17 protein-coding genes and 1 tRNA gene are annotated in these 21,125 nt (G+C 52.0%); 15 read left to right on the forward strand and 3 right to left on the reverse strand.

Features of this window, described 5'->3' with window-relative positions:
* Nucleotides 1–101 precede the first annotated feature (101 nt).
* From PBA01S_RS14090 to PBA01S_RS14120, 7 genes are all read left to right on the forward strand, one after another.
* Nucleotides 102–1,076, forward strand: a complete 975-nt coding sequence (locus tag PBA01S_RS14090) for an ABC transporter ATP-binding protein (RefSeq protein ID WP_028539604.1) — start codon at nt 102–104, stop codon at nt 1,074–1,076.
* The gene (locus PBA01S_RS14095; RefSeq protein ID WP_028539605.1) at nt 1,073–1,924 is read left to right on the forward strand and encodes an ABC transporter permease; all 852 of its coding nucleotides are present in this window, start codon (nt 1,073–1,075) and stop codon (nt 1,922–1,924) included. Before PBA01S_RS14090 ends, PBA01S_RS14095 begins: the two co-directional genes overlap by 4 nt.
* Nucleotides 1,921–2,727 (forward strand): ABC transporter permease, encoded by an 807-nt coding sequence (locus PBA01S_RS14100; protein WP_028539606.1) that lies wholly within the window; start codon nt 1,921–1,923, stop codon nt 2,725–2,727. The genes PBA01S_RS14095 and PBA01S_RS14100 overlap by 4 nt, the downstream gene beginning before the upstream one ends.
* Nucleotides 2,728–2,774: 47 nt before the next feature.
* The gene (locus PBA01S_RS14105; protein ID WP_028539607.1) at nt 2,775–3,821 is read left to right on the forward strand and encodes an ABC transporter substrate-binding protein; all 1,047 of its coding nucleotides are present in this window, start codon (nt 2,775–2,777) and stop codon (nt 3,819–3,821) included.
* 131 nt (nt 3,822–3,952) lie between these two features.
* Nucleotides 3,953–4,732, forward strand: coding sequence for a DUF3298 and DUF4163 domain-containing protein (locus PBA01S_RS14110; RefSeq protein ID WP_028539608.1), 780 nt, complete (start codon nt 3,953–3,955; stop codon nt 4,730–4,732).
* Nucleotides 4,733–4,928: 196 nt separating this feature from the next.
* A complete protein-coding gene (uxaC, locus tag PBA01S_RS14115; protein WP_028539609.1) occupies nt 4,929–6,341 on the forward strand; it encodes a glucuronate isomerase in 1,413 nt (470 codons plus the stop codon).
* 19 nt (nt 6,342–6,360) lie between these two features.
* Nucleotides 6,361–7,371, forward strand: a complete 1,011-nt coding sequence (locus PBA01S_RS14120; protein WP_127576217.1) for a LacI family DNA-binding transcriptional regulator — start codon at nt 6,361–6,363, stop codon at nt 7,369–7,371.
* Nucleotides 7,372–7,604: 233 nt separating this feature from the next.
* Here the strand turns inward: PBA01S_RS14120 and ade are convergent, their stop codons facing one another.
* The 3 genes from ade to PBA01S_RS14135 form a co-directional block, all read right to left on the reverse strand.
* On the reverse strand, nt 7,605–9,395 hold the full coding sequence (gene ade, locus PBA01S_RS14125) for an adenine deaminase (RefSeq protein WP_127576218.1): 1,791 nt from the start codon (nt 9,393–9,395) through the stop codon (nt 7,605–7,607).
* A gap of 622 nt (nt 9,396–10,017) precedes the next feature.
* On the reverse strand, nt 10,018–10,614 hold the full coding sequence (gene clpP, locus PBA01S_RS14130) for an ATP-dependent Clp endopeptidase proteolytic subunit ClpP (RefSeq protein WP_016314010.1): 597 nt from the start codon (nt 10,612–10,614) through the stop codon (nt 10,018–10,020).
* A gap of 211 nt (nt 10,615–10,825) precedes the next feature.
* Nucleotides 10,826–10,900, reverse strand: a tRNA-Arg gene (locus PBA01S_RS14135).
* Nucleotides 10,901–11,112: 212 nt separating this feature from the next.
* Here PBA01S_RS14135 and PBA01S_RS14140 point away from each other — a divergent pair.
* From PBA01S_RS14140 to PBA01S_RS14175, 8 genes are all read left to right on the forward strand, one after another.
* Complete coding sequence (locus PBA01S_RS14140; protein WP_028539612.1) at nt 11,113–12,117, forward strand: LacI family DNA-binding transcriptional regulator; 1,005 nt, start codon at nt 11,113–11,115, stop codon at nt 12,115–12,117.
* A 120-nt stretch (nt 12,118–12,237) separates the two neighbouring features.
* On the forward strand, nt 12,238–13,194 hold the full coding sequence (locus PBA01S_RS14145) for an ABC transporter permease (protein WP_028539613.1): 957 nt from the start codon (nt 12,238–12,240) through the stop codon (nt 13,192–13,194).
* 16 nt (nt 13,195–13,210) lie between these two features.
* Complete coding sequence (locus tag PBA01S_RS14150) at nt 13,211–14,098, forward strand: carbohydrate ABC transporter permease (protein ID WP_028539614.1); 888 nt, start codon at nt 13,211–13,213, stop codon at nt 14,096–14,098.
* 78 nt (nt 14,099–14,176) lie between these two features.
* Complete coding sequence (locus tag PBA01S_RS14155; RefSeq protein WP_127576219.1) at nt 14,177–15,820, forward strand: type 2 periplasmic-binding domain-containing protein; 1,644 nt, start codon at nt 14,177–14,179, stop codon at nt 15,818–15,820.
* Between the two features lie 33 nt (nt 15,821–15,853).
* On the forward strand, nt 15,854–17,200 hold the full coding sequence (locus PBA01S_RS14160) for a glycoside hydrolase family 30 protein (protein ID WP_127576220.1): 1,347 nt from the start codon (nt 15,854–15,856) through the stop codon (nt 17,198–17,200).
* A 341-nt stretch (nt 17,201–17,541) separates the two neighbouring features.
* On the forward strand, nt 17,542–18,591 hold the full coding sequence (locus PBA01S_RS14165) for a sugar-binding transcriptional regulator (protein ID WP_016314004.1): 1,050 nt from the start codon (nt 17,542–17,544) through the stop codon (nt 18,589–18,591).
* 70 nt (nt 18,592–18,661) lie between these two features.
* A complete protein-coding gene (gene gap / locus PBA01S_RS14170; protein WP_028538507.1) occupies nt 18,662–19,672 on the forward strand; it encodes a type I glyceraldehyde-3-phosphate dehydrogenase in 1,011 nt (336 codons plus the stop codon).
* 221 nt (nt 19,673–19,893) lie between these two features.
* Nucleotides 19,894–21,075, forward strand: coding sequence for a phosphoglycerate kinase (locus PBA01S_RS14175; protein WP_016314002.1), 1,182 nt, complete (start codon nt 19,894–19,896; stop codon nt 21,073–21,075).
* The last annotated feature ends 50 nt before the right edge of the window (nt 21,076–21,125 follow it).

A 21,125-nucleotide genomic window follows, 5' to 3' on the forward strand; every position in this document is an offset into this window, starting at 1 on the left:
TATGCGAAAAAATGAATCGAAGTACCCGACAAAGCCATACCAATGGATATGGCTTTTTTTTCTTAGGAAGACAAGCCTACATTGAAGGAGTTGATGCAAAGATGATAGAACTGGCCGCGGTGGAGAAGCACTTTGCGGGACAGGTCGCCTTGCATCCGCTATCGCTCACGATTAAGGAAGGGGAATTCCTCACCTTGCTGGGCCCAAGCGGCTGCGGCAAGACGACGATTTTGCGCATGATCGCTGGGTTCGAGCAACCGACCTCCGGGAAAATCCTGTTGGACGGAAAGGACCTGACGAATTTGCCGCCAAATCGCCGGGATTTGAACCTTGTCTTTCAACATTATGCTTTATTTCCTCATATGACGGTGGAAGAGAATGTCGCCTTTGGATTGAAGATGAAGAAGATGCCGATCAAGCAGCAACAGGAACGTGTGCGGGAGGCGGTTGAAATGACGCAACTGACCGCGCTCACGAAGCGATACCCGCACCAGCTGTCCGGCGGGCAGCAGCAACGGGTGGCCATCGCGCGGGCGATCGCCAACAAGCCGCGGGTGCTGCTATTGGATGAGCCGCTGGGCGCGCTCGACCTGCAGCTTCGTAAGAGCCTGCAGGCTGAACTTAAGCAGCTGCAGCGCAGCTTGGGCATTACATTCGTTTACGTCACGCATGACCAGGAAGAAGCGATGATGATGTCTGACCGCATCGTCGTGATGAACAGCGGCAGAGTGGAGCAGATCGGCACCCCGCGGGAAATTTACGCACAGCCGGCCACGTTGTTTTCGGCCACCTTCGTGGGCGAGAACAATATTTTCTCCCGAGACGGGCAGTTATTCGCTGTGCGTCCGGAGAAGCTCAAGGCCGTACAGAGCGGGGAAGGCGTCGAAACGAAGCGCAGCGGCGAGCTGATGGACGTGCAATACCTCGGCGGCGTGCATAAGCTGATCGTGCAGCTGGAGAATGAACCGATGACCGTATCCATTGTGCTGGATGTCAACGATGAGCGTACGTGGCAAATCGGGGAGACGGTTGGGGTGGATTGGAAGCCGGAGGATGAGGTGGTCATCGGATCATGAAAAAATCTGGCTTAAGCATGCTGCCGGTGTTCCTGTGGTTATGCCTGTTCCTGGTTGTGCCAATGCTGATCGTCGTAGGCATCTCTTTTATGGGACGTGACGAACTGGGCAATGTGGTACTGGACTTTAATTTGGATGCCTATGCGTTATTTTTTGACCCGTTATATTTGGGCATCTATTGGGATACGATTGTGTTATCCGTGCTGACGACCGCACTATGTCTATTGCTTAGTTACCCGTTGGCCTATTATATTGCAAACGCCGGTCCGAGAATGCAAACCTGGGGCCTTGTGCTAATTACCGTGCCGTTCTGGATCAACTTCCTGATCCGTACCTATGCCTGGGTGCTGCTGCTGCGGACGCAAGGGATCGTAAATGAGTTCTTGCTTCGCATCGGACTGATCTCCGAGCCGTTGCAGATGCTGTACACGAAGGGCGCGGTGTTGCTCGGCATGGTATATACGTTTATTCCGTTTATGGTGTTGCCGATCTTTGTCGCGTTGGAGCAGATGGACAAACGACTGCTGGAGGCGGCCAGCGATTTGGGCGCGTCGCGCTGGAAAGCGTTCTGGCACATTACGCTGCCGCAAACGAAGTCGGGGATCATGACGGGTTCTGTGCTGGTGTACGTTTCGACGACCGGCATGTTTGTCGTGACGGATATCCTCGGCGGGGCGAAATCGGCGATGATCAGCAACATCATTCAAAGTCAGTTTCTTGGGGCACGCAACTGGCCGTTTGGTTCGGCGCTGTCCGTGATCTTCGTGATCACCTCGCTGATTCTGATTGCGCTGTTTAATCGGGCGATGACGTCCCGGTATCAAAGGGTGCGGGAGGTGCGTTCATGAAAACCAAAAGCCATCCGCTGCTCGGCGTTCATTCGCTGATTATGATGATTTTCATCTATGTGCCGATTCTGTTTATCGTAGCTTACTCATTTAACAGCTCCAGGTTGGCTGCAGATTGGAGCGGTTTTACGTTTGACTGGTACATTTCGCTGTTTGATAATCGCCATGTTATGGAGGCGCTGGCCAACAGCTTAACTGTAGCGATCGTTTCAACGGTGATCTCGACGGTGCTTGGCACGCTGGCGGCGCTCGCGATGCGGAAGATCGGACGTCGCTTGAAGTCGGGGATGGGCGGCTTGCTGTATTTGCCGATTATCATTCCGGATATTATCATGGGCTTGTCGTTGCTGGTGCTGTTTAATCAGCTCCATATGCCGCTGGGCAAAATCACGATCATCATCGCTCATATCACGTTCAGCTTGTCCTATGTCTACGTTGTTGTCACCACCCGGCTTTCCGGTATGGGAGGTCAACTGGAGGAAGCGGCGCAGGATTTGGGGGCGAGCTCGTGGCAAACCTTCCGATATGTGACGTTGCCGCAAATTGCTCCGGGTATTATCTCCGGGGCCTTGATCGCGTTTACGCTGTCTTTGGATGATTTCATGGTCAGCTTCTTTGTCAGCGGGCCAAATTCGACCACATTGCCGATATATATTTATGGGCAGGTCAAACGGGGTATTTCCCCGGAAATTAACGCATTGTGTACGATTTTGATTTTGGTGACGGTCATTTTGATCTTCCTGGCGCAATTTGTACTCAATCGCGGCAAGGGCCAGAAGAAACAATCATTGCTGCCATTTTAGGCGATTTTTGATATTCTTTAAGACGATAATCGAAGGGAGATTGGGAATTGAACAAAAAGAGATGGGCCGGTCTCGTACTGGCAGGGATGTTGGTTGCCGGACTGTTGTCGGGTTGCGGATCATCGAAGGAGACGCTTAACATTTACAGCTGGGCCGATAACTTTGACGAAGAAGTGCTGGAGCAGTTCGAGAAAGAGTTCGACGTAAAGATCAATTATGACGTATTTGCCAACAATGAGGATTTGCTGGCTAAAATTAAGGCGGGCGGCGGCGGTTACGACTTGATTCAACCGTCCGATTATATGGTGGCCACGATGATCAAGCAGGATCTGTTGGCACCGCTGGACATGAACAACATTCCGAACTTCGCCAACCTGTCTGACGCTTATAAGAACCCTGCCTACGATCCGGGAAATAAATACTCGATCGTATACACCTCAGGGGTGACGGGGATTGCATACAACAAGAAATACGTGAAAGATGAGATCAACAGCTGGGAAGATCTGTGGAATCCGGAATACAAGGGCAAAGTCATTTTGCTGGACGATAACCGCGAAGTGATTGGCATGGCCTTGAAAAAGAACGGATACTCCAATAGCTCCACCGACGAAGGGGAAATCACAACGGCTGTGGAGGACTTAAAGAAGCTGCTGCCAAGTGTACTGGCCTTCGATACCGACAACATCAAGCAAAAAATGATTCAAGAAGAAGGCTGGATCGCCACTGTATGGTCGGGTGACGCTTCCTACATTGCTCAAGACAATCCCGATGTCGCTTATGTGGTACCTAAGGAAGGCGGCACGATCTGGTCGGATAACTACGCGATTCCGAAGGATTCGAAGCATAAAGAGCTGGCTGAGAAGTTTATCAACTTCATGCTTGATCCGGAAGTAAGCGCGAAGAACTACGAAGCAATCGGATACAGCGATCCGAATGTGAAAGCTGCGGAGTTCCACAGCGAAGAATACCGGAACGACAAGATGATTAATCTGTCCGAGGATGAGCTGTCTCGTACTGAATGGCTGGGTGACGTAGGCGATAAGCTGCAGCTGTACGACCGGTACTGGACCGAATTGAAGAGCGGCCGCGAGTAAGATCGGCTTACCTATTGCAACAGCGCCAGGCGCTTTCCGTGAGGGAAGGCGTGCTGGCGTTTTTGCGTACATGAATTTTTGCCACCCGGGTCATAATTTAGGTATTAACCGATAGAGGGTGGCGATAACAAGTGAAGCGTAATACGGTAAAAATGATCACTTCGCTGATGACCGCAGGCTTGATGATCTCCGGCTTGACCGTTGTTCCGGCAGAAGCCGCGCCGCAGGCTCCGGTCCAGATCAGCGGGGAGAAGCCAGAGACAGGCTCGGCAATGGTGCAGGAGCGGCAAGGCGTTAAAATCACGAATCATACGATCGTGAAGAAAATTCCCGAAGCGTCGATTAAAGTCGACTATCCGCAGGTGAGCGGATTAAAGCACAAGTCGGTACAGAAGAAGATCAATAAGCTGTTTAAGGTAAAAGCCGAGAAATTTGTGGCCAATGCGTTGAAGGAAGCGAAGGCGGGACAACCGTCGACACAAAGTGGGAACCCCTATGAGTATGTCGGTACTTACAAAGTGACGTACAACCGTGACGGGGTGCTCAGTCTTTATCAGGATTGGTACTCTTACACTGGCGGTGCGCACGGGATTACCGTACGTGACGGCTTGACCTTCCGGCTGGATAACGGAAAGCTGCTGACGCTGGACGAGCTGCTCCGGGCAAACCCGAATTATCGCAGCATCGTGGATCCGGAAATTGCCAAGAAGCTGCAGGAGACGGAAGGCTACTTCGGAAACTTCAAAACGATCGGCTCGAATCCGTCGTATTATGTGAAGGACGAGGGCGTGACGATCTTTTTCCAACTGTACGAATACTTGCCTTACGTGTTTGGTTTCCCGGAATTCTACTTCCCGTTTAGCCAACTGCTGCCGCCGGGAACGAATCCGTTTGATTTCAACACACGCTGAGGTTTTGTCGAATCTAGGGTCATGCCCTCTTGGCTGCATTCGCGGCTGAGGGGGTTTTTTGCTGAATGCGATCTGCGGGCCAGGGCCGATATTCTCTCTTGCGTTTTCCGATAAAACGTTTACAATAAAAGCATTGCAACTTATGTTAACGTTAACAACGAGTAAACTACGGAGCTGAAGGAAGGGAGAATGAGAAGTGGCGAAGACATTTTTAGGGGAAAACTTTCTGCTTGGCAGCGAGACAGCGGCGAAATTGTATCATCAGTATGCGAAGGATCTGCCTATTATCGATTATCACTGCCATTTAAGCCCGCAGGAAATCTATGAAAACAAGACGTTTCGCAACTTAACCGAGGCTTGGCTGGGCGGCGACCATTACAAATGGCGGGTGATGCGGGCTTGCGGCATCGACGAGGAACGGATCACCGGCGGGGCGGATGATTACGATAAGTTTCTCGCTTGGGCGAAGGTGGTGCCGCAGCTGCTGGGGAATCCGCTGTACCATTGGACGCACTTGGAGTTGCAGCGTTTTTTTGGGATTGATGAGTTGCTGAATGAGGAGACTGCACCGGTCATCTGGGAACAAGCGAATGCCCAGCTGCAAAGTGAAGGATTTGGCGCGCGAGATTTGATTACGAAGTCGAAGGTGACGGTGGTCTGCACTACGGATGATCCGGCGGATTCGCTGGAGTACCATTTGAAGATCAAGGAGCTGGAAGGCTTCGATACGTTGGTGCTGCCGAGCTTCCGTCCAGACAAGTTCCTGGAGATTAATCGCGATACCTTTAAACCTTGGCTGGCGAAGCTGGAGGCGGCGGCGGGTAAGTCGATTCAGGGATATGGAACGCTGTTGGATGTGTTACGGGAACGGATCGACTTCTTCCATGAGGTCGGCGGGCGCGTATCAGACCACGCGCTGGATACGCTGGAATACGAGGAAGCGACGCTGGAGGAAGTGGAAGCGATCTTTGCTAAGGCGCTGAGTCAGGGTTCGGTGACGCCGGAGGAGGAACGGAAATACAAATCGTATACGATGGTGTTCCTCGGCAAGGAGTACGCCGCTCGGGGCTGGGCGATGCAGCTGCATATCCATGCGTTGCGGAACACGAACACGGCGATGCTCCGGCGGCTGGGTCCGGATACGGGCTATGATGCGATTAACGACGGTCCTTTGGCTGAAGCGCTGGCCCGATTGCTGGACGCCATCGAGCAGGAGGGCGGGCTGCCGAAGACGATCCTGTATTCGCTGAACCCCAATGATTACTGGGCGTTAGCCAGCATTATGGGCAGCTTCCAAGGCGGGGGCGTTCCTGGTAAAATCCAATTTGGCACCGCTTGGTGGTTCAACGACAACAAGGACGGTATGATTCAGCAGATGCACACGCTGGCCAACTTTGGCGTGTTGTCGCAGTTCATCGGGATGCTGACGGACTCCCGCAGCTTCCTGTCCTATACGCGGCATGAATACTTCCGCCGCCTCTTATGCGACGTGCTTGGCGATTGGGTGGAGCGCGGCGAGGCGCCGGAGGACTATGCTCTGCTGGGCCGGATCGTCACGGATATTTGCTACGGCAATGCTAAGCGGTATTTTGCTTTTCCCGAAGCATAGAAAGGATTGACGCTGTTGTATGTCCGCTACGATCAAAGACATCGCCAAGCTGGCGAATGTCTCGCATATGACGGTTTCCCGGGCGTTGAACAACAGCCCGCTGATTAAAGAGGAGACCAAACGCAAGATTATGGAGATTGCTGAGCAGCTGAACTACGTGCCGAATTATAATGCCAAAAGTTTAGTGCTGCAGCGTTCGCATACGATTGGATTGTTTTTTACGAGTATGGTTCAAGGGACTTCCTCCAGCTTCTTGGCCGAGGCGATCCGCGGTGTGAGTCAGGAGGTTGGCGTCCAGTACAACTTGTTTCTGCGGGGGATCGACGATTTTGAGGACTTTAGCTCAATCCATCGGCGGCGGTTCGACGGCATCCTGCTCATGAGCCAAAGTGAGCGTGACGACACATTTATTCGTCATGTGCGGGAGCAAGGAATTCCTCTGGTCGTGCTGAATCGGAATGCAGACGATCCGACCATCGTCAATTTCGTGTCCAATGACCGGGCAGGGGCTTACGAGTTGACGCGATACTTGGCGGGCTGCGGGCATACGCGCATTGGCCTGGTAGAGGGAATCGCCGGCTATAAGTCGACGCAGGAGCGCAAGGAAGGGTATTTGCGGGCGATGAAGGATGCGGGCTTGGCCGTACGGGAGGAATGGCTTGTCGAGGGCCGCTACGACGTGGAGAGCGGTTATCTGGCGATGCACCGGTTGCTGGCGTTGCCGGAGCGGCCAACTGCGGTGTTCTGCTGCAACGACGACATGGCCATCGGTGCGATGAAGGCAGCGACAGAGGCGGGAATGCGGATTCCAGCGGATGTCTCGGTCGTTGGCTTTGACGACATTGGCTTCTCGCATTACACGAATCCGCCACTGACGACGGTGAAGCGGCCGATTGAGCAGCTTAGCCGGATGGGCGCGCGCAAAATCCTTGAGCTGATCGACGGGGCGGCGGCCGGCGGGGAGCTGGTGCTGCTGGATACGGAGCTGGTGCGGCGGGAGTCGGTGGAGGAGCCGCGTGCTCATCTGTAGGTGCGAGCGTTTCCGGCTGTATGTTTTATCGGCGCAGTAGCAGCCAGGAGGCCCACGCAAGCGTCTCCGGCGGCACGGCATCGGCTGTGCGACGGCCGTATGAGGCAGAAAACTGCACTTTTGCAGGAATTGCGAAAAACAAACCCGCCAGAGAGGATAACCTTTCTTGGCGGGTTTTTCAAGTGAGAGAGCTTGTTGCTGTTGTTATTGCCGTCGCTGTTGCTGGTTGCGGCTTAACCGACTTCGACCGGCACGAGCTTGAACTCGTTCACGTCCGCTAGGCCGCGGTTGGTGATCCGCAGCTCCGGAATAACCGGCAGGGCGATCAGTGAAAACGTCATGAACGGCGCGTTCAGTTGACAGCCGAGCTGTTTCCAGGCGGCCTCCAGCTCATTCACCTGGGTGACCACCGTCTCCAGCGGTTGATCGGACATCAGGCCAGCGATGGCCATCGGCACGGCAGCGAGCACTTGGCCGTTCAGGACGGCGATCATGCCGCCGCCCAGCTTCGCCAGCTCGTTGGCAGCAAACACCATGTCCTCGGGATTTGTCCCCATGACGATGAGGTTATGGCTGTCATGGGCAACGGTGGAGGCCACGGCTCCTTGCTTGAGCCCAAAACCGCGCGCGAAGGCGAGGGACAGCTCGCCGGAACCGCGGTGGCGGTCGATGCAGGCCAGCGTGGCGATGTCCTGCTCGGCGCCCGGACGCACGACGCCATCTCCGTCAACCGGAACGGTTGCCGTCCCCTTCGCCGTGCGGGCGCTGTTCTCGATCACGTCGACAACGTGGATCGTCGTTTCCGCTTGGCCGCTGGCGCTGCGGTAGAGGAAATCGTCGGCGGTCAGCGGACGCGCCAATTTCACCGAAGCGCGCGCCTGCGCCGGGTACGGGTACGCCGGGAACGGGACGCAGAGCTGTCCGGCGTCATAGGCGACTTTGCCGTCGGTGATGACCGTCGACGGCTCCATCCGCCGCAGGTCGTCGATCAGCAGCAGGTCCGCGCATTTGCCTGGCGCAATGCCCCCCACATCGCCGTCGACCTTAAAGTACCGCGCCGTATTGATCGTCCCCATCTGGATCGCCGTCACCGGGTCGACGCCCTCTTCAATCGCCCGGCGCACGACATGGTTCATGTGACCTTTTTCAATCAAGGTTTGCGGATACACATCGTCGGTGACCAGCATAATGTTCGAGGTATTCACCTTATCCTCAGTGACGACCTTAATCACTTCCTTGACGTCATGCCACGCCGATCCCTCCCGGATCATCAGGTGCATGCCGAGGCGCAGCTTGGCGAGCCCTTGCTCCCGGGTCACGGTCTCGTGGCAGGAAGTCACGCCTGAGGCGATGTAAGCCTGGAGCATCCGCTCGTCGTCGCTTGGAAAATGACCGGTGACGGTTTTGCCCGCTTCCATTGTGGCTTGGATTTCGCCGAGCATTTTCGGGTCTCCGAATACGACGCCAGGGAAGTTCATGACTTCGCCCAGCCCCTCAACACCGTCCCAAGTCATCCCTTCGGCAATATCGCGGGTGTCCAGCGACGCCCCGGCATCCTCTAAGTGATCGGTGGCAGGTACGCAGGAAGGAAAGGTCGTATATACCTTCAGCGGCAAGGCCTGGCCCTCCTCGTGCATCCAGCGCACGCCCTCCGCCCCGAACACATTGGCAATTTCATGCGGGTCCATAAAAATACCGGTCGTTCCTTTCGGAAGCGCAGCTTTGGCGAACTCCGCCACCGACAGCATGGTGCTCTCCACGTGCATATGCCCGTCCAGGAGCCCGGGAACGAGGTGACGACCTGCCGCATCGATCACGACGGTGTTCTCGCCAATGGTGTGCGCTGCGTCCCCTACGAAGGCGATCCGCCCTTCAGCCACCGCAACGTCCGTATTCGGCAACAGCTCTCCGGTATACACATTGACTAAGGTGCCGCCCTTAACCACCAAATCGGCTTTGGCTTTGCCCATGGCGACATCCGCCAACGTACGGCTTACTTCATACAATTTTTTTCTGGATTTCATTTCCCGGTTCGCTCCTTTAAACAATGTCGTTCAAAAAGTCAGACTTCTAACGCTTGCCACCGACCTTATTCCTGCCAAAATCACGATGTTTCAACTGTAACGCTTACCAGACTGCTTATTTCCCCCGTATCTGCCTATAAATAGGCATTTCCGTCGAAATAGTGTTTCTCAGCGTCGTTAGAGCCGCGAGCACGCTAATTTCGCCCCAATAGTGCTTCTCATCAGCGTTAGAGCAGAATGGCTACTAGATGCACGTCATCGACAGCAGGGTTACAGCAAAAGTGCAATTAGATACGGGTCATCATCAGCAGGGTTGTCAGCAGAAGTGCATCTAGATACCGGCTATCGGCAGATGTGCTGTCGTAGAAGGCTGCCAGCAGAAGTGCTACGAGATACACGCCATCAGCAGCAGAGTAGCCAGCAGATAGGCTACCCGCAGACGGGCTATCAGCTGAAAGACAGTCAGCAGAACGAAGGCTTATCTAGAGGCTATGTGCCTGTAGTAACTTGCGATCCGACTTTTTGAACCTTCGCGTTAAGTTATTTAAAGATTAATATAACAAGAAAGGCCGCTCCTCGAACAGTATTTTCTGTTCGGAGAGCAGCCTTTTTTTATATCGCCTTAAGCTTTGGCTGGATTCACTTTCTCGATCACTTGGTCGATCAAGCCATATTCCTTCGCTTCTGCCGCGCTCATGAAGTAGTCGCGGTCGGTGTCCTTCTCAATCCGTTCCAGCGGTTGACCCGTGCGTTCCGAGAGGATCCGGTTCAGTTTATCGCGCATCTTGAGGATGCGGCGAGCGCGGATCTCGATGTCTGTCGCTTGACCTTCCGCTCCGCCGAGCGGCTGGTGAATCATAATTTCGCTGTTAGGGAGCGCATAACGTTTGCCAGGCGCACCTGCGTTCAACAGGAAGGCGCCCATCGAAGCGGCCAACCCAACGCAGATGGTGGAGACGTCCGCTTTGATAAATTGCATGGTATCAAAAATCGCCATACCGGCCGTAATGGAACCGCCAGGGCTGTTAATGTAGAGGTGAATGTCCTTGGTTGGATCTTCCGCGTCCAGGAACAACATCTGAGCAATGATGGAGTTGGCCACAACGTCGTTAACTTGCGAGCCCAGGAAAATGATCCGGTCTTTGAGCAGACGGGAATAAATGTCATAAGCGCGTTCGCCGCGGTTGCTTTGTTCTACGACCATAGGAATATAACTCACCGATAAAACCTCCTTAAAATTCGGGTGTTCAAGTGAACCGCCCCGTCGAATGGAATGGTTTGGGTTCATCATCTCTATCTAAGAATTGACGGAAATGATGAGGATTAATCTCATCATAAACAATTTATTTGAGAAAGTCAAAGAAAGTCAAACTCAAGATAATAAAAAAGTCCAGAACACTTCTGTGACAGGACTTTGCATGTGTATGATATGGCGCGCCCGCGAGGAATCGAACCTCGATCTCAGGCTCCGGAGGCCTACGTCATATCCATTGGACCACGGGCGCAAATTTAGCGAACAAAATAGATTATATGGCATTTCCACACAAAATGCAAGGTGTAGATCCAAAGGTTTTGCAGAAAATAAATGGGAACCCCCAAAGAGGTGCGACGGATCGTTTTTTGTAAGGGATCAAAAAATAGGGGATTGTCATGAAAGCGTTTCTATGGTAATTTGAGGAATATAAAAACGTTTTTATAGACAAGGGTGTAATCAGGGATGGGGAAAGTCACCATTAAGGATGTAGCCAAGGCAGCAGGGGTTTCGATCTCTACGGTATCCAACGCGCTGAACGATGTGGATGTGTTGAATCCGGAGACCAAATCCCATGTGCTGAAGGTTGCCAAGCAGCTCAATTATGTACCGAACTTAAACGGGAAGCAACTGAAGTCGAAGAAGACGAACATGCTTGGTTTTTTTACGACGAGTGTATCCGGGCCTTATTTTTACATTTTGGTGGAGTCGATGGCTCGCGAGAGCGAGCGGTTGGGTTACGGTCTGCACGTCATGGTTACTGCCGATAAGCAAACGATTATCAGCAATATTATGGGGCGCCGGGTGGATGGCGTGATCATCTACGAAGAATTGCGGGTGGATGACCATGATATCGCGATGATGGAGAAGGACAAGATCAAGGCGGTATTTCTGGATCGGGTGATTCAGAAGGAAACGATGGGGACCGTGATTTTCAATTCGTATGCGTCCGCTTATGAAGCGACCAAATACCTGATCAGCCTAGGCCATAAGAAAATCGCCTACATTTCCGGCGTCGATACGATGTATGACAGCGTACAGCGGAAAGAGGGATATCTCGCGGCCTTGCGGGAGCATCAGCTGCCGATCGATGAGGATTTTATTGTGCAGGGGTATTTTGAGGAAGAGAGTACCTATAATGCGATCCGGGCGTTTATTCACAAGCATCCGGGCAAAGTGCCGGACGCGATTTTGGCCGGTAACGATTTGAGCGCCATCGGGTGTATCAAAGCGTTGCGTTCGTATGGCCTTGAAGTTCCAAGGGACATCAGCGTCGTAGGGTTTGACGATATTGATATTGCTCAGTATTTTACGCCGCCTCTGACGACGGTTCGTAATCCAATCGCCAGACAAGGGATCCTGGCAGTTAATCACCTGGTGAACATGATTAAGAAGCAGGAACAGGGCAAGGTGCAGAAGCTGGATGGTCAATTAATTGTGCGGGGCTCAAGTCATGTACGTTTAGGCTAAGAGAAGCTGAGACGGAGCTGAACTTGAGCTCAGCGAAAATTGTAAGCGGTTAATTAAAGGGATTCTATTGCTAAAAATAAAAACGTTTTTATCCATACGGGATAAAGAGAGGAGCGCAAAATGGCGAAGTCAGCTGTGTCAGCCAAAAAGCCGATGGGAATCCGAGTGAAACAGTTCTTTATCGATTTCGGCAGGCAGTGGGAAATCCAGTCGATGATCTGGCCGGGTATTATTTTTATGATTATTTTTTGCTACATCCCCATCTACGGACTAACGATCGCTTTCAAAAATTATACCGTCATCGATACGTTAAGCTCCGCTCCATGGGTAGGCTTGGAAAACTTTAAGATTATCGCCACCGACAAATACTTCTGGGAATCCGTGGTGAATACGCTGGGGATCAGCTTCCTGAAGCTGGCCATCGGCTTCGTGATCCCAATTATTCTCGCGATTATGATCTACGAGGTCGGAATGGGGCGGTTCAAAAAAATCGTGCAGACGATCTCGTACCTGCCGCACTTTTTGTCTTGGATCGTACTTGGCGGGATGCTGATCACCTGGTTTTCGACGACCGGGATGTTCAACCAACTGTTACTGGACTTGGGCTTGATCTCGAAGCCGCAAAATATCCTGCTTGATCCGGGCAAGTATTGGTGGATCGCGGTGCTGTCGGATGTCTGGAAAGAGGCGGGCTGGGGAACGATCCTATACCTCGCCATCATGGCCAAGATCGACCCGACCTATTATGAAGCTGCGAAGATCGACGGGGCAAGCCGGCTCCGGCAAATTTGGAACATCACGCTGCCCAATATGCGGATGATTATCAGCTTGAACCTGATTCTGACCATCAGCGGCCTGCTTGGCTCCAACCTGGACCAAACCTTGGTGCTGATGAACTCTCAGAACCGTGAAAGGGCCGAGGTGATTAACTCCTATGTGTACCGGATGGGGTTAACACAGGGGGACTTCTCCTACGCGACCGCCGTAGGACTTGGGGTTTCGGTCGTATCGGTTATTTTGTTGGTGCTGGCAAATAAGGTGACCAGCAAACTCAACGATAATCAATCTGTCCTGTAAGGAAGGAGCAGCAGCCATGAATCGAAAGGTGCTCAAACGGGATCTCGACAGCAGAATCTTTGATACGGTGAACGCGACGATCCTGATCATATTTACGATTGTTATTGTGATTCCGCTCTGGAACGTCATTGTCTCTTCCTTTAGTTCGGGACGAGCTCTTGCTGAAGGCGGGTTTGTCTTCTGGCCAAAGGAGTTTTCCTTGGAGAACTACCAGGCGGTGTTTCGAGACGATACGATTTGGCAGTCGTTCCTGATCTCGGTCCTCAAGACGGTGATCGGCGTTGTGACTCACGTCTTCTTCTGTGCGATGATCGGCTACGGTCTGAGCAAGAACAATGTCCGCGGTCGCAAGCTGTACGTGACGATGGGCGTTATTACGATGTTTTTCTCAGGCGGCATGATCCCGACGTACTTGCTGATTAAATCCCTGGGGCTGCTGAACAGCTTCTGGGTGTATATCATTCCGGCTTTGTTCAGTTATTACGATGTCGTGATCTTAATGAATTTCTTCCGTAACGTGCCCGATTCCCTGGAGGAATCCGCCAAAATCGACGGTGCCGGTGACTGGAGAATTTTCCTGAAAATCTTTATCCCGTTATCTATGCCGGCGATGGCGACCATCGCTCTGTTCAACGGGGTGAGTCAGTGGAATGACTTTTTGACAACCAAGCTGTACATCACAGATGAATACCTGTATCCGCTGCAAATGAAGCTGTACGAAATCATTGTGCAGTCCCAGACTCAATCGATGCAGAACATCGCGGGTTCCGTCGTGATTGAAACGACGACCAAAGGAGTTCAACTCGCAACAATTGTGATTACGACTTTGCCGATTGTTGTGATTTATCCATTATTACAAAGGTACTTCATCTCGGGCATGATGCTGGGGGCGGTGAAGGAGTAACGCATCCGCATGAAACGCTAGGCTTGATCAGCGAGTTGGACTAGCTATGCTTCTTACAAAAAAAGGAGGGTACAACGAATGCTTAAGTTGAACAAAAATCTTGCAAGAAAAGGGATGACCGCTTGCGCAACTCTGCTCACCGCTGCGCTGATTGTTACCGGCTGCGGCGGCTCTGGCGGCAGCTCGAAGGCAGCCAAAGAGGTATCTCTGGATGATCGCTATGCCTTGGACGCGAATACGCCGGCTTGGAAGCTGGATAAGAAAGAAGAGCCAACCCAGCTGACTTGGTACGTGAACGCCGATTGGTGGAATACCGACTTCGGTAATGATGTGGTCACGAAGAAGATCAAGGAAGATTTGAACATTGATATCAAATTTATTACCGGCGATGACACCAAGCTGAATACGTTTTTTGCCGGAAGCGACATGCCGGACTTGATCACCGTATTCGATTCCAATTCGGCCGTCGTGCAGAAGGCCTCTTCCTGGGCTTTACCGCTGAACGAGCTGGCGGAGAAATACGACCCTTATTTCAACAAAGTCGCTGCGCAAGATACGCTCAACTGGTTTAAGCAAGAGGACGGTAATACGTACGGTTACCCGAACTACTCTAACACGCAGGCTGATTATGACAGCGGTAACATTCCTGCGAAGACCGCTTTTGTGATTCGCAAGGACGTGTATGAAGCGCTGGGCGAGCCTAAGTTCGGTACCCCTGAGGAATTCAACAATGTGATGCAGCAAATTAAAGACAAATTCCCGGATCTGATTCCGTTTGGATTTAACTCAATTGGCGAAGGGACGGGCTCCTTAGGGGATGTGTTCCAAGACTTCCTTGGCGTACCGCTGGAAACGGAGAACGGCGAGTTCTACAACCGCAATCTGGACGAAGATTATCTGACTTGGCTCAAAACGTTAAATGAAGTTCATAGAGCTGGCAATATCAGCGACGACAGCTTTGCCGATGACGGCCCGGCTTTTGAAGAGAAAGTGAAAGCTGGCAAATACGCCACGATGTTGCTGGACGGAACGCCGCAGCAAGGCGGTAATTTGCAAATCTTCGCCACCGCTCATCCGGATCAAGCCTACCTGGCAATCGACGGACCGCAAAGCACAGTGGGCAACACGCCGAAGCTGAACCAATCCGGGATAACCGGCTGGATGATCAGCTTTATCACGAAGCAATGCAAAGACCCGGCGAAGGCGATTCAAATTTTTACGTACCTGTTGGATGAAGAAGGCCAAATGCTGATGAACTACGGCATCGAAGGCGAGACCTATACGAAAAATGCGGACGGCACGGTTCAATTTACGCCGGAAGTGAAAGAGCTGCAGCAGAAGGATGCGGATAAATTCAAGAAGGAATACCGCATGGGTGAATTTATGTTCTTTGGCCATGACCGCCATAAAGCGCTGAGCGCCGATGCATTCCCGGATTCGATCAAGCAAATGCAAGAGTGGGGCAAAGGGAAGCTGTACCCTCACTTCGTTCTTGAAAATATCAATCCGGATGCTGGATCTCCAGAAGCCCGCTCCTTAACCGCGATTAACACGACTTGGAACACGACGATGGTCAGCCTGATTCGCGCGAAGAGCGACGAAGAGTTCGAAAGCACGCTCAACAACTACAAGAAGTTCCTTGAGGACAACGGTTGGAATAAAATCGTGCAAATCCGTACGGAGAAAATGAAAGCCAATAAAGAGAAACTTGGCCTCAAATAACCGAGCCCATTAAAAGAAGTGGAGGGAAACAGCATGCGTGAGCTTGATATTTATTATTCCACTGGAGAACAATCCCTTTTTGTCCGTACAACAGAGGAACAACTGCGACCGACGGATTCGGCTGGCGTGGAGGTCGAGGTCCGATTGGACGAAAGCCTCATTTATCAGACGATGGATGGGTTTGGGGCGTCTTTTACCGATTCGGCTGCCTATCTGATTCATCAGGTGCTTCCCGAAGAGCAGCGATCCATCTTGATGAAGAAGCTGTTTGACCCGGAGGAGGGCATCGGCCTATCCGTGTTGCGCAATCCGATGGGGGCCTCTGACTATGCCCGTTTCTTCTATAGCTACAACGATTTGCCCGAAGGGGAGACCGATCCGGAAATGCAGCGGTTCTCGATCGAACATGATGAAGCTGATGTCATACCGCTTCTACAAGAGGCGCTGGCCTTAAATCCGTCCATCAAGCTGTTTGGCTCCCCTTGGAGCGCACCGGGCTGGATGAAAACGAGCGGTTCCATGATCGGCGGGGAACTGAAGAAGGAGTATTACGAAGCGTACGCGAACTATTTTGTCCGTTATATCGAATCATACGCTAAGCACGGGTTGTTCATTTATGCTGTGACGCCGCAGAACGAACCGTTGTATGTGCCTGGGCATTATCCGGGGATGCTAATGACGGCTGAGATGCAGACGGATTTTGTGAAAAATTATCTGAAGCCGGCTTTTGTGAAGCATGGCTTGTCCACGAAGATTTTGGCGTATGACCATAACTGGGATCGGCCGGAGTATCCGCTCTCCGTGCTGCAGGAAGCAGGCGAAGCCGTCGATGGGGTGGCGTGGCATTGGTATGGTGGGGAAGCCTCAGCGCAAAGCCAAGTGAAGGAGGCTTTCCCGGACAAAGAGGTTCATTTCTCTGAAGGCTCCGGCGGGGAATGGATTCCGGCGTTTGAACCGGCGTTCTCCAATGTCATGCGGACGGGGATTGAGATTTTGCGAAATCACAGCCAATCGCTGGTGCTTTGGAATATGGCTTTAGATGAGCAGAATGGTCCGACCGTCCCAGGCTTTGGCCGCAGCACCTGCCGCGGGATCGTAACGGTGAACCAGCAGACCCGCGAGCTCGAGTATACGCTGGACTATTATGCGCTGGCCCATTTCAGCACAGTGATCCGCCCGAAGGCCGTTAGAATCGCCACCGAGTCGGACCAGCCCTCGATTCGTTCCGTCGCTTTCCGCAATATGGACGATTCGATTGGGGTTGTACTATTTAATGACGACGAGCAGGCGTCTGACGTTCGCTTGCGTCTCCGGGGGACTGAATTGCCGAGTTTGCGGATGGAATCCAAAAGCGCATTGTCGATCCGACTGAACAATTGAACCATGGAGAAACCATAAAATGATGTAGATATTCGAAGAGGCTCTCCCATGCGGGAGGGTCTTTTTTTCTATGAAAATGACCGAACTTATCCCCTCATCCGCAATCTTGCGGGACACAGCTGGCCTATTTTTCGACAATTCTCTGATTCAAATGTCAGGTTCTTGCGGGATTCTTTGTGCCTAGGGGTATAACTGCTCCGAAGAAAGTAAATGATACGGACGTCAGGCTTGCAACTAAGGAGAATATTGAGTAAAATAGCAGTGGGACTTAAAAAGTTATCCCGGGACATTTTAAGGCCAGGAGATGGAGAGAGAAGACGAAGCTTGCAGGAGTGGAAAGCATGCGAAACATATTAGAGATTCAAAAGCAGCTTCTTCCTGATCTCATGGACATTCTCAAGAAAAGGTACACCATACTTCACCAGATCATGTTGTCTGATGTCATTGGCCGTAGAACCTTGGCGAATTCGCTGGACATGACGGAGCGTGTGTTGCGTGCCGAGACGGATCTCCTGAAGGCCCAAGGCCTGATAGAAATCGAGAATATAGGCATGAGAATCAGCGACGCGGGACGGCGGTTGCTAGAGGATTTGGAGCCGGTCGTCAAAGAATTGTTTGGCCTCTCCAACCTGGAGGAGACGATCCGTCAGCATTATGGGCTGCGCAAAGTAGTGATTGTACCCGGAGATTGTGAAGCCTCTCCGCTGGTGAAGCGGGAGTTGGGGCGCGCAGGCGCCAAAGCGCTGCTTAGTGTCATGCGTGGGGATGAGGTGGTTGCGGTAACCGGCGGCACGACGCTGGCGGAAGTCGCAGATCAGCTGAATCCGCCGCCTAACGTCACGATGAAGCAGAGCTGGTTCGTACCGGCACGCGGAGGTCTTGGCGAGAGCCTGGAAATCCAAGCGAACACGATAGCTTCCGGTATGGCGAAGCGCGTGGGTGCGGGGTATCGTTTGCTGCATGTCCCTGATCTGTTGGGGAAGGAAGCTTACGAGTCATTGGTACACGATCCGAATATCCAGGATATCGTGGACATGATCCGGCAGGCGCGTATCGTAGTGCACGGGGTCGGAGACGCTATGGAGATGGCACGTCGGCGCAAGCTGGAGCCAAGCATGGTCGAAGAAATCCGAAGAGAAGGTGCGCTCGCGGAATCATTTGGATATTACTTTAATGAGGACGGCGTCGTCGTGCACAAAATGCTGACCTTAGGCCTGCGTCTCGAGGATATTATGCAGACCGAGACGGTGATCGGCATTGCAGGCGGCAAGAGCAAAGCGAGAGCGATCCATGCCGTATTGCGGTTTGGCCAAGAGGATATCCTAGTGACCGATGAAGCGGCGGCGCAAGAGATCGTAAGCGAGTTGATCAACGGATCCGGGGCTAAATAGGTTTACTCATGACGGGTTTTATCCGGCCTGTCTTGAATAATAAAAAATCAAACACTGGGAGGAACTATCAATGAGTGTAAAAGTAGGGATTAACGGTTTTGGACGTATTGGACGCTTGGCTTTCCGCCGCATTCAAAACGTTGAAGGTATTGAAGTCGTAGCAATCAATGACCTGACAGATGCAAAAATGTTGGCTCATTTGTTGAAATATGATACAACTCAAGGCCGCTTCGAAGGCGACATCGAAGTACACGATGGATTCTTCAAAGTTAACGGCAAAGAAGTTAAAGTTCTGGCTAACCGCAACCCTGAAGAATTGCCTTGGGGCGAGCTTGGCGTTGACATCGTTCTGGAGTGCACAGGCTTCTTCACAACGAAAGAAAAAGCTGAGCTTCACCTGAAAGGCGGCGCGAAGAAAGTTGTTATCTCCGCTCCAGCTACTGGCGACATGAAAACCATCGTTTACAACGTAAACCATGAAATCCTCGACGGTACAGAAACCGTAATCTCCGGTGCTTCTTGTACGACGAACTGCTTGGCTCCAATGGCTAAAGCACTGAATGATAAATTCGGTATCGTTGAAGGCTTGATGACAACCATCCATGCTTACACTGGCGACCAAAACACGCTGGATGCTCCGCATGCGAAAGGTGACTTCCGTCGTGCTCGCGCAGCTGCTGAGAACATCATCCCTAACACTACAGGTGCTGCAAAAGCGATCGGCCTGGTTATCCCTGAACTGCAAGGCAAATTGGACGGCGCTGCACAACGCGTACCGGTTCCAACTGGTTCCTTGACTGAGCTGGTATCCGTTCTGAAAACGAAAGTAACTGCGGACGAAGTTAACGCTGCAATGAAAGCTGCATCCGACCCTGAAACTTTCGGTTACACTGAAGACGAAATCGTATCTTCGGACATCAAAGGTATGACTTTCGGTTCCCTGTTCGACGCTACACAAACGAAAGTATTGACTGTCGGCGACCAACAACTGGTTAAAACAGTAGCTTGGTATGACAACGAAATGTCCTACACTGCTCAATTGGTTCGCACGCTGGAATACTTCGCGAAAAAAGTAAAATAAGCAGTTACCCATATTAGAGATTCATCCCAAAGAGGAGCAACCTGTTCAGGACTCCTCTTTGGTTCTTGCATGTAATACGGCATTCACACACACCCAATAAAGTTATAGATAGAGATTCGTTTCATTGCGTTTTTATTTAGGAGAGGAACCAAGACAAAGCCGTAGATGCGCATTTTTTTGGTCTGGGAGACCTGCGCATATCGTTTAGGAGGAACGTGGAGATGAACAAGAAAAGTGTACGTGATGTGGAAGTCACCGGCAAACGCGTGTTTGTTCGCGTAGATTTCAATGTACCGATGCAAGATGGTCAAATTACTGACGACACCCGGATTCGCGAAACGCTGCCAACAATCAAATACTTGGTTGAACAAGGCGCAAAAGTCATTCTTGCGAGCCATTTGGGTCGTCCGAAAGGCCAAGTGAACGAAGATATGCGGCTTACGCTGCCGGCAAAACGCTTGAGCGAGTTGCTTGGCAAAGAAGTAGCGAAAGTCGATGAAGCTGTTGGGGAAGCAGTGAAAGCGAAAGTCAATGCAATGAACAACGGCGACGTTCTTGTGCTTGAAAACGTACGTTTCTATCCAGGCGAAGAGAAGAACGATCCAGAACTCGCAAAACAATTTGCTGAGCTGGCTGACCTGTTCGTCAACGATGCATTTGGTGCAGCACACCGCGCACATGCTTCGACCGAAGGAATCGCACATTACCTGCCAGCCGTATCCGGCTTGCTGATGGAGAAAGAATTGTCCGTTCTCGGCAAAGCCTTGACGAACCCGGACCGTCCTTTCACCGCAATTATCGGCGGTTCGAAAGTTAAAGACAAGATCGACGTCATCGACAACCTGCTGAACATTGCAGATAACGTGTTGATTGGCGGCGGATTGGCTTATACTTTCTTCAAGGCTCAAGGTTACGAAATCGGCAAATCGCTTCTGGATGATTCCAAACTCGACGTTGCCCTTGGCTTCATCGAGAAGGCGAAGAAGCTGGGTAAAAACTTCCTTCTTCCTGTCGACTGCATCGTAGCAGATGACTTCAGCCCAACCGCAAACCACAAAGCCGTGGATATCGACAGCATTCCTGCAGATTGGGAAGGCGTGGACATCGGGCCGAAGACTCGTGCGAAGTATGCTGAAATCATCAAGAACTCCAAGTTGGTCGTATGGAACGGACCGATGGGCGTGTTCGAGATGGACATTTTCGCTAACGGGACCAGAGAAGTGGCAGAAGCTTGCGCAACAACGGAAGGCTACACCATCATCGGCGGCGGGGATTCCGCAGCAGCTGCTGAGAAGTTCAATCTGGCTTCCAAAATGGACCACATCTCCACAGGCGGCGGCGCTTCCCTGGAATTCATGGAAGGCAAAGCACTTCCTGGCGTTGTAGCATTGAACGACAAGTAAGAATAAGTAGCTGGATCAAGGCTCAAAAAACGAGCTTTCAGCACTTCCGC

Origin of the sequence: Paenibacillus barengoltzii NBRC 101215 (assembly GCF_004000745.1) — a bacterium.
Lineage (GTDB): Bacteria > Bacillota > Bacilli > Paenibacillales > Paenibacillaceae > Fontibacillus > Fontibacillus barengoltzii.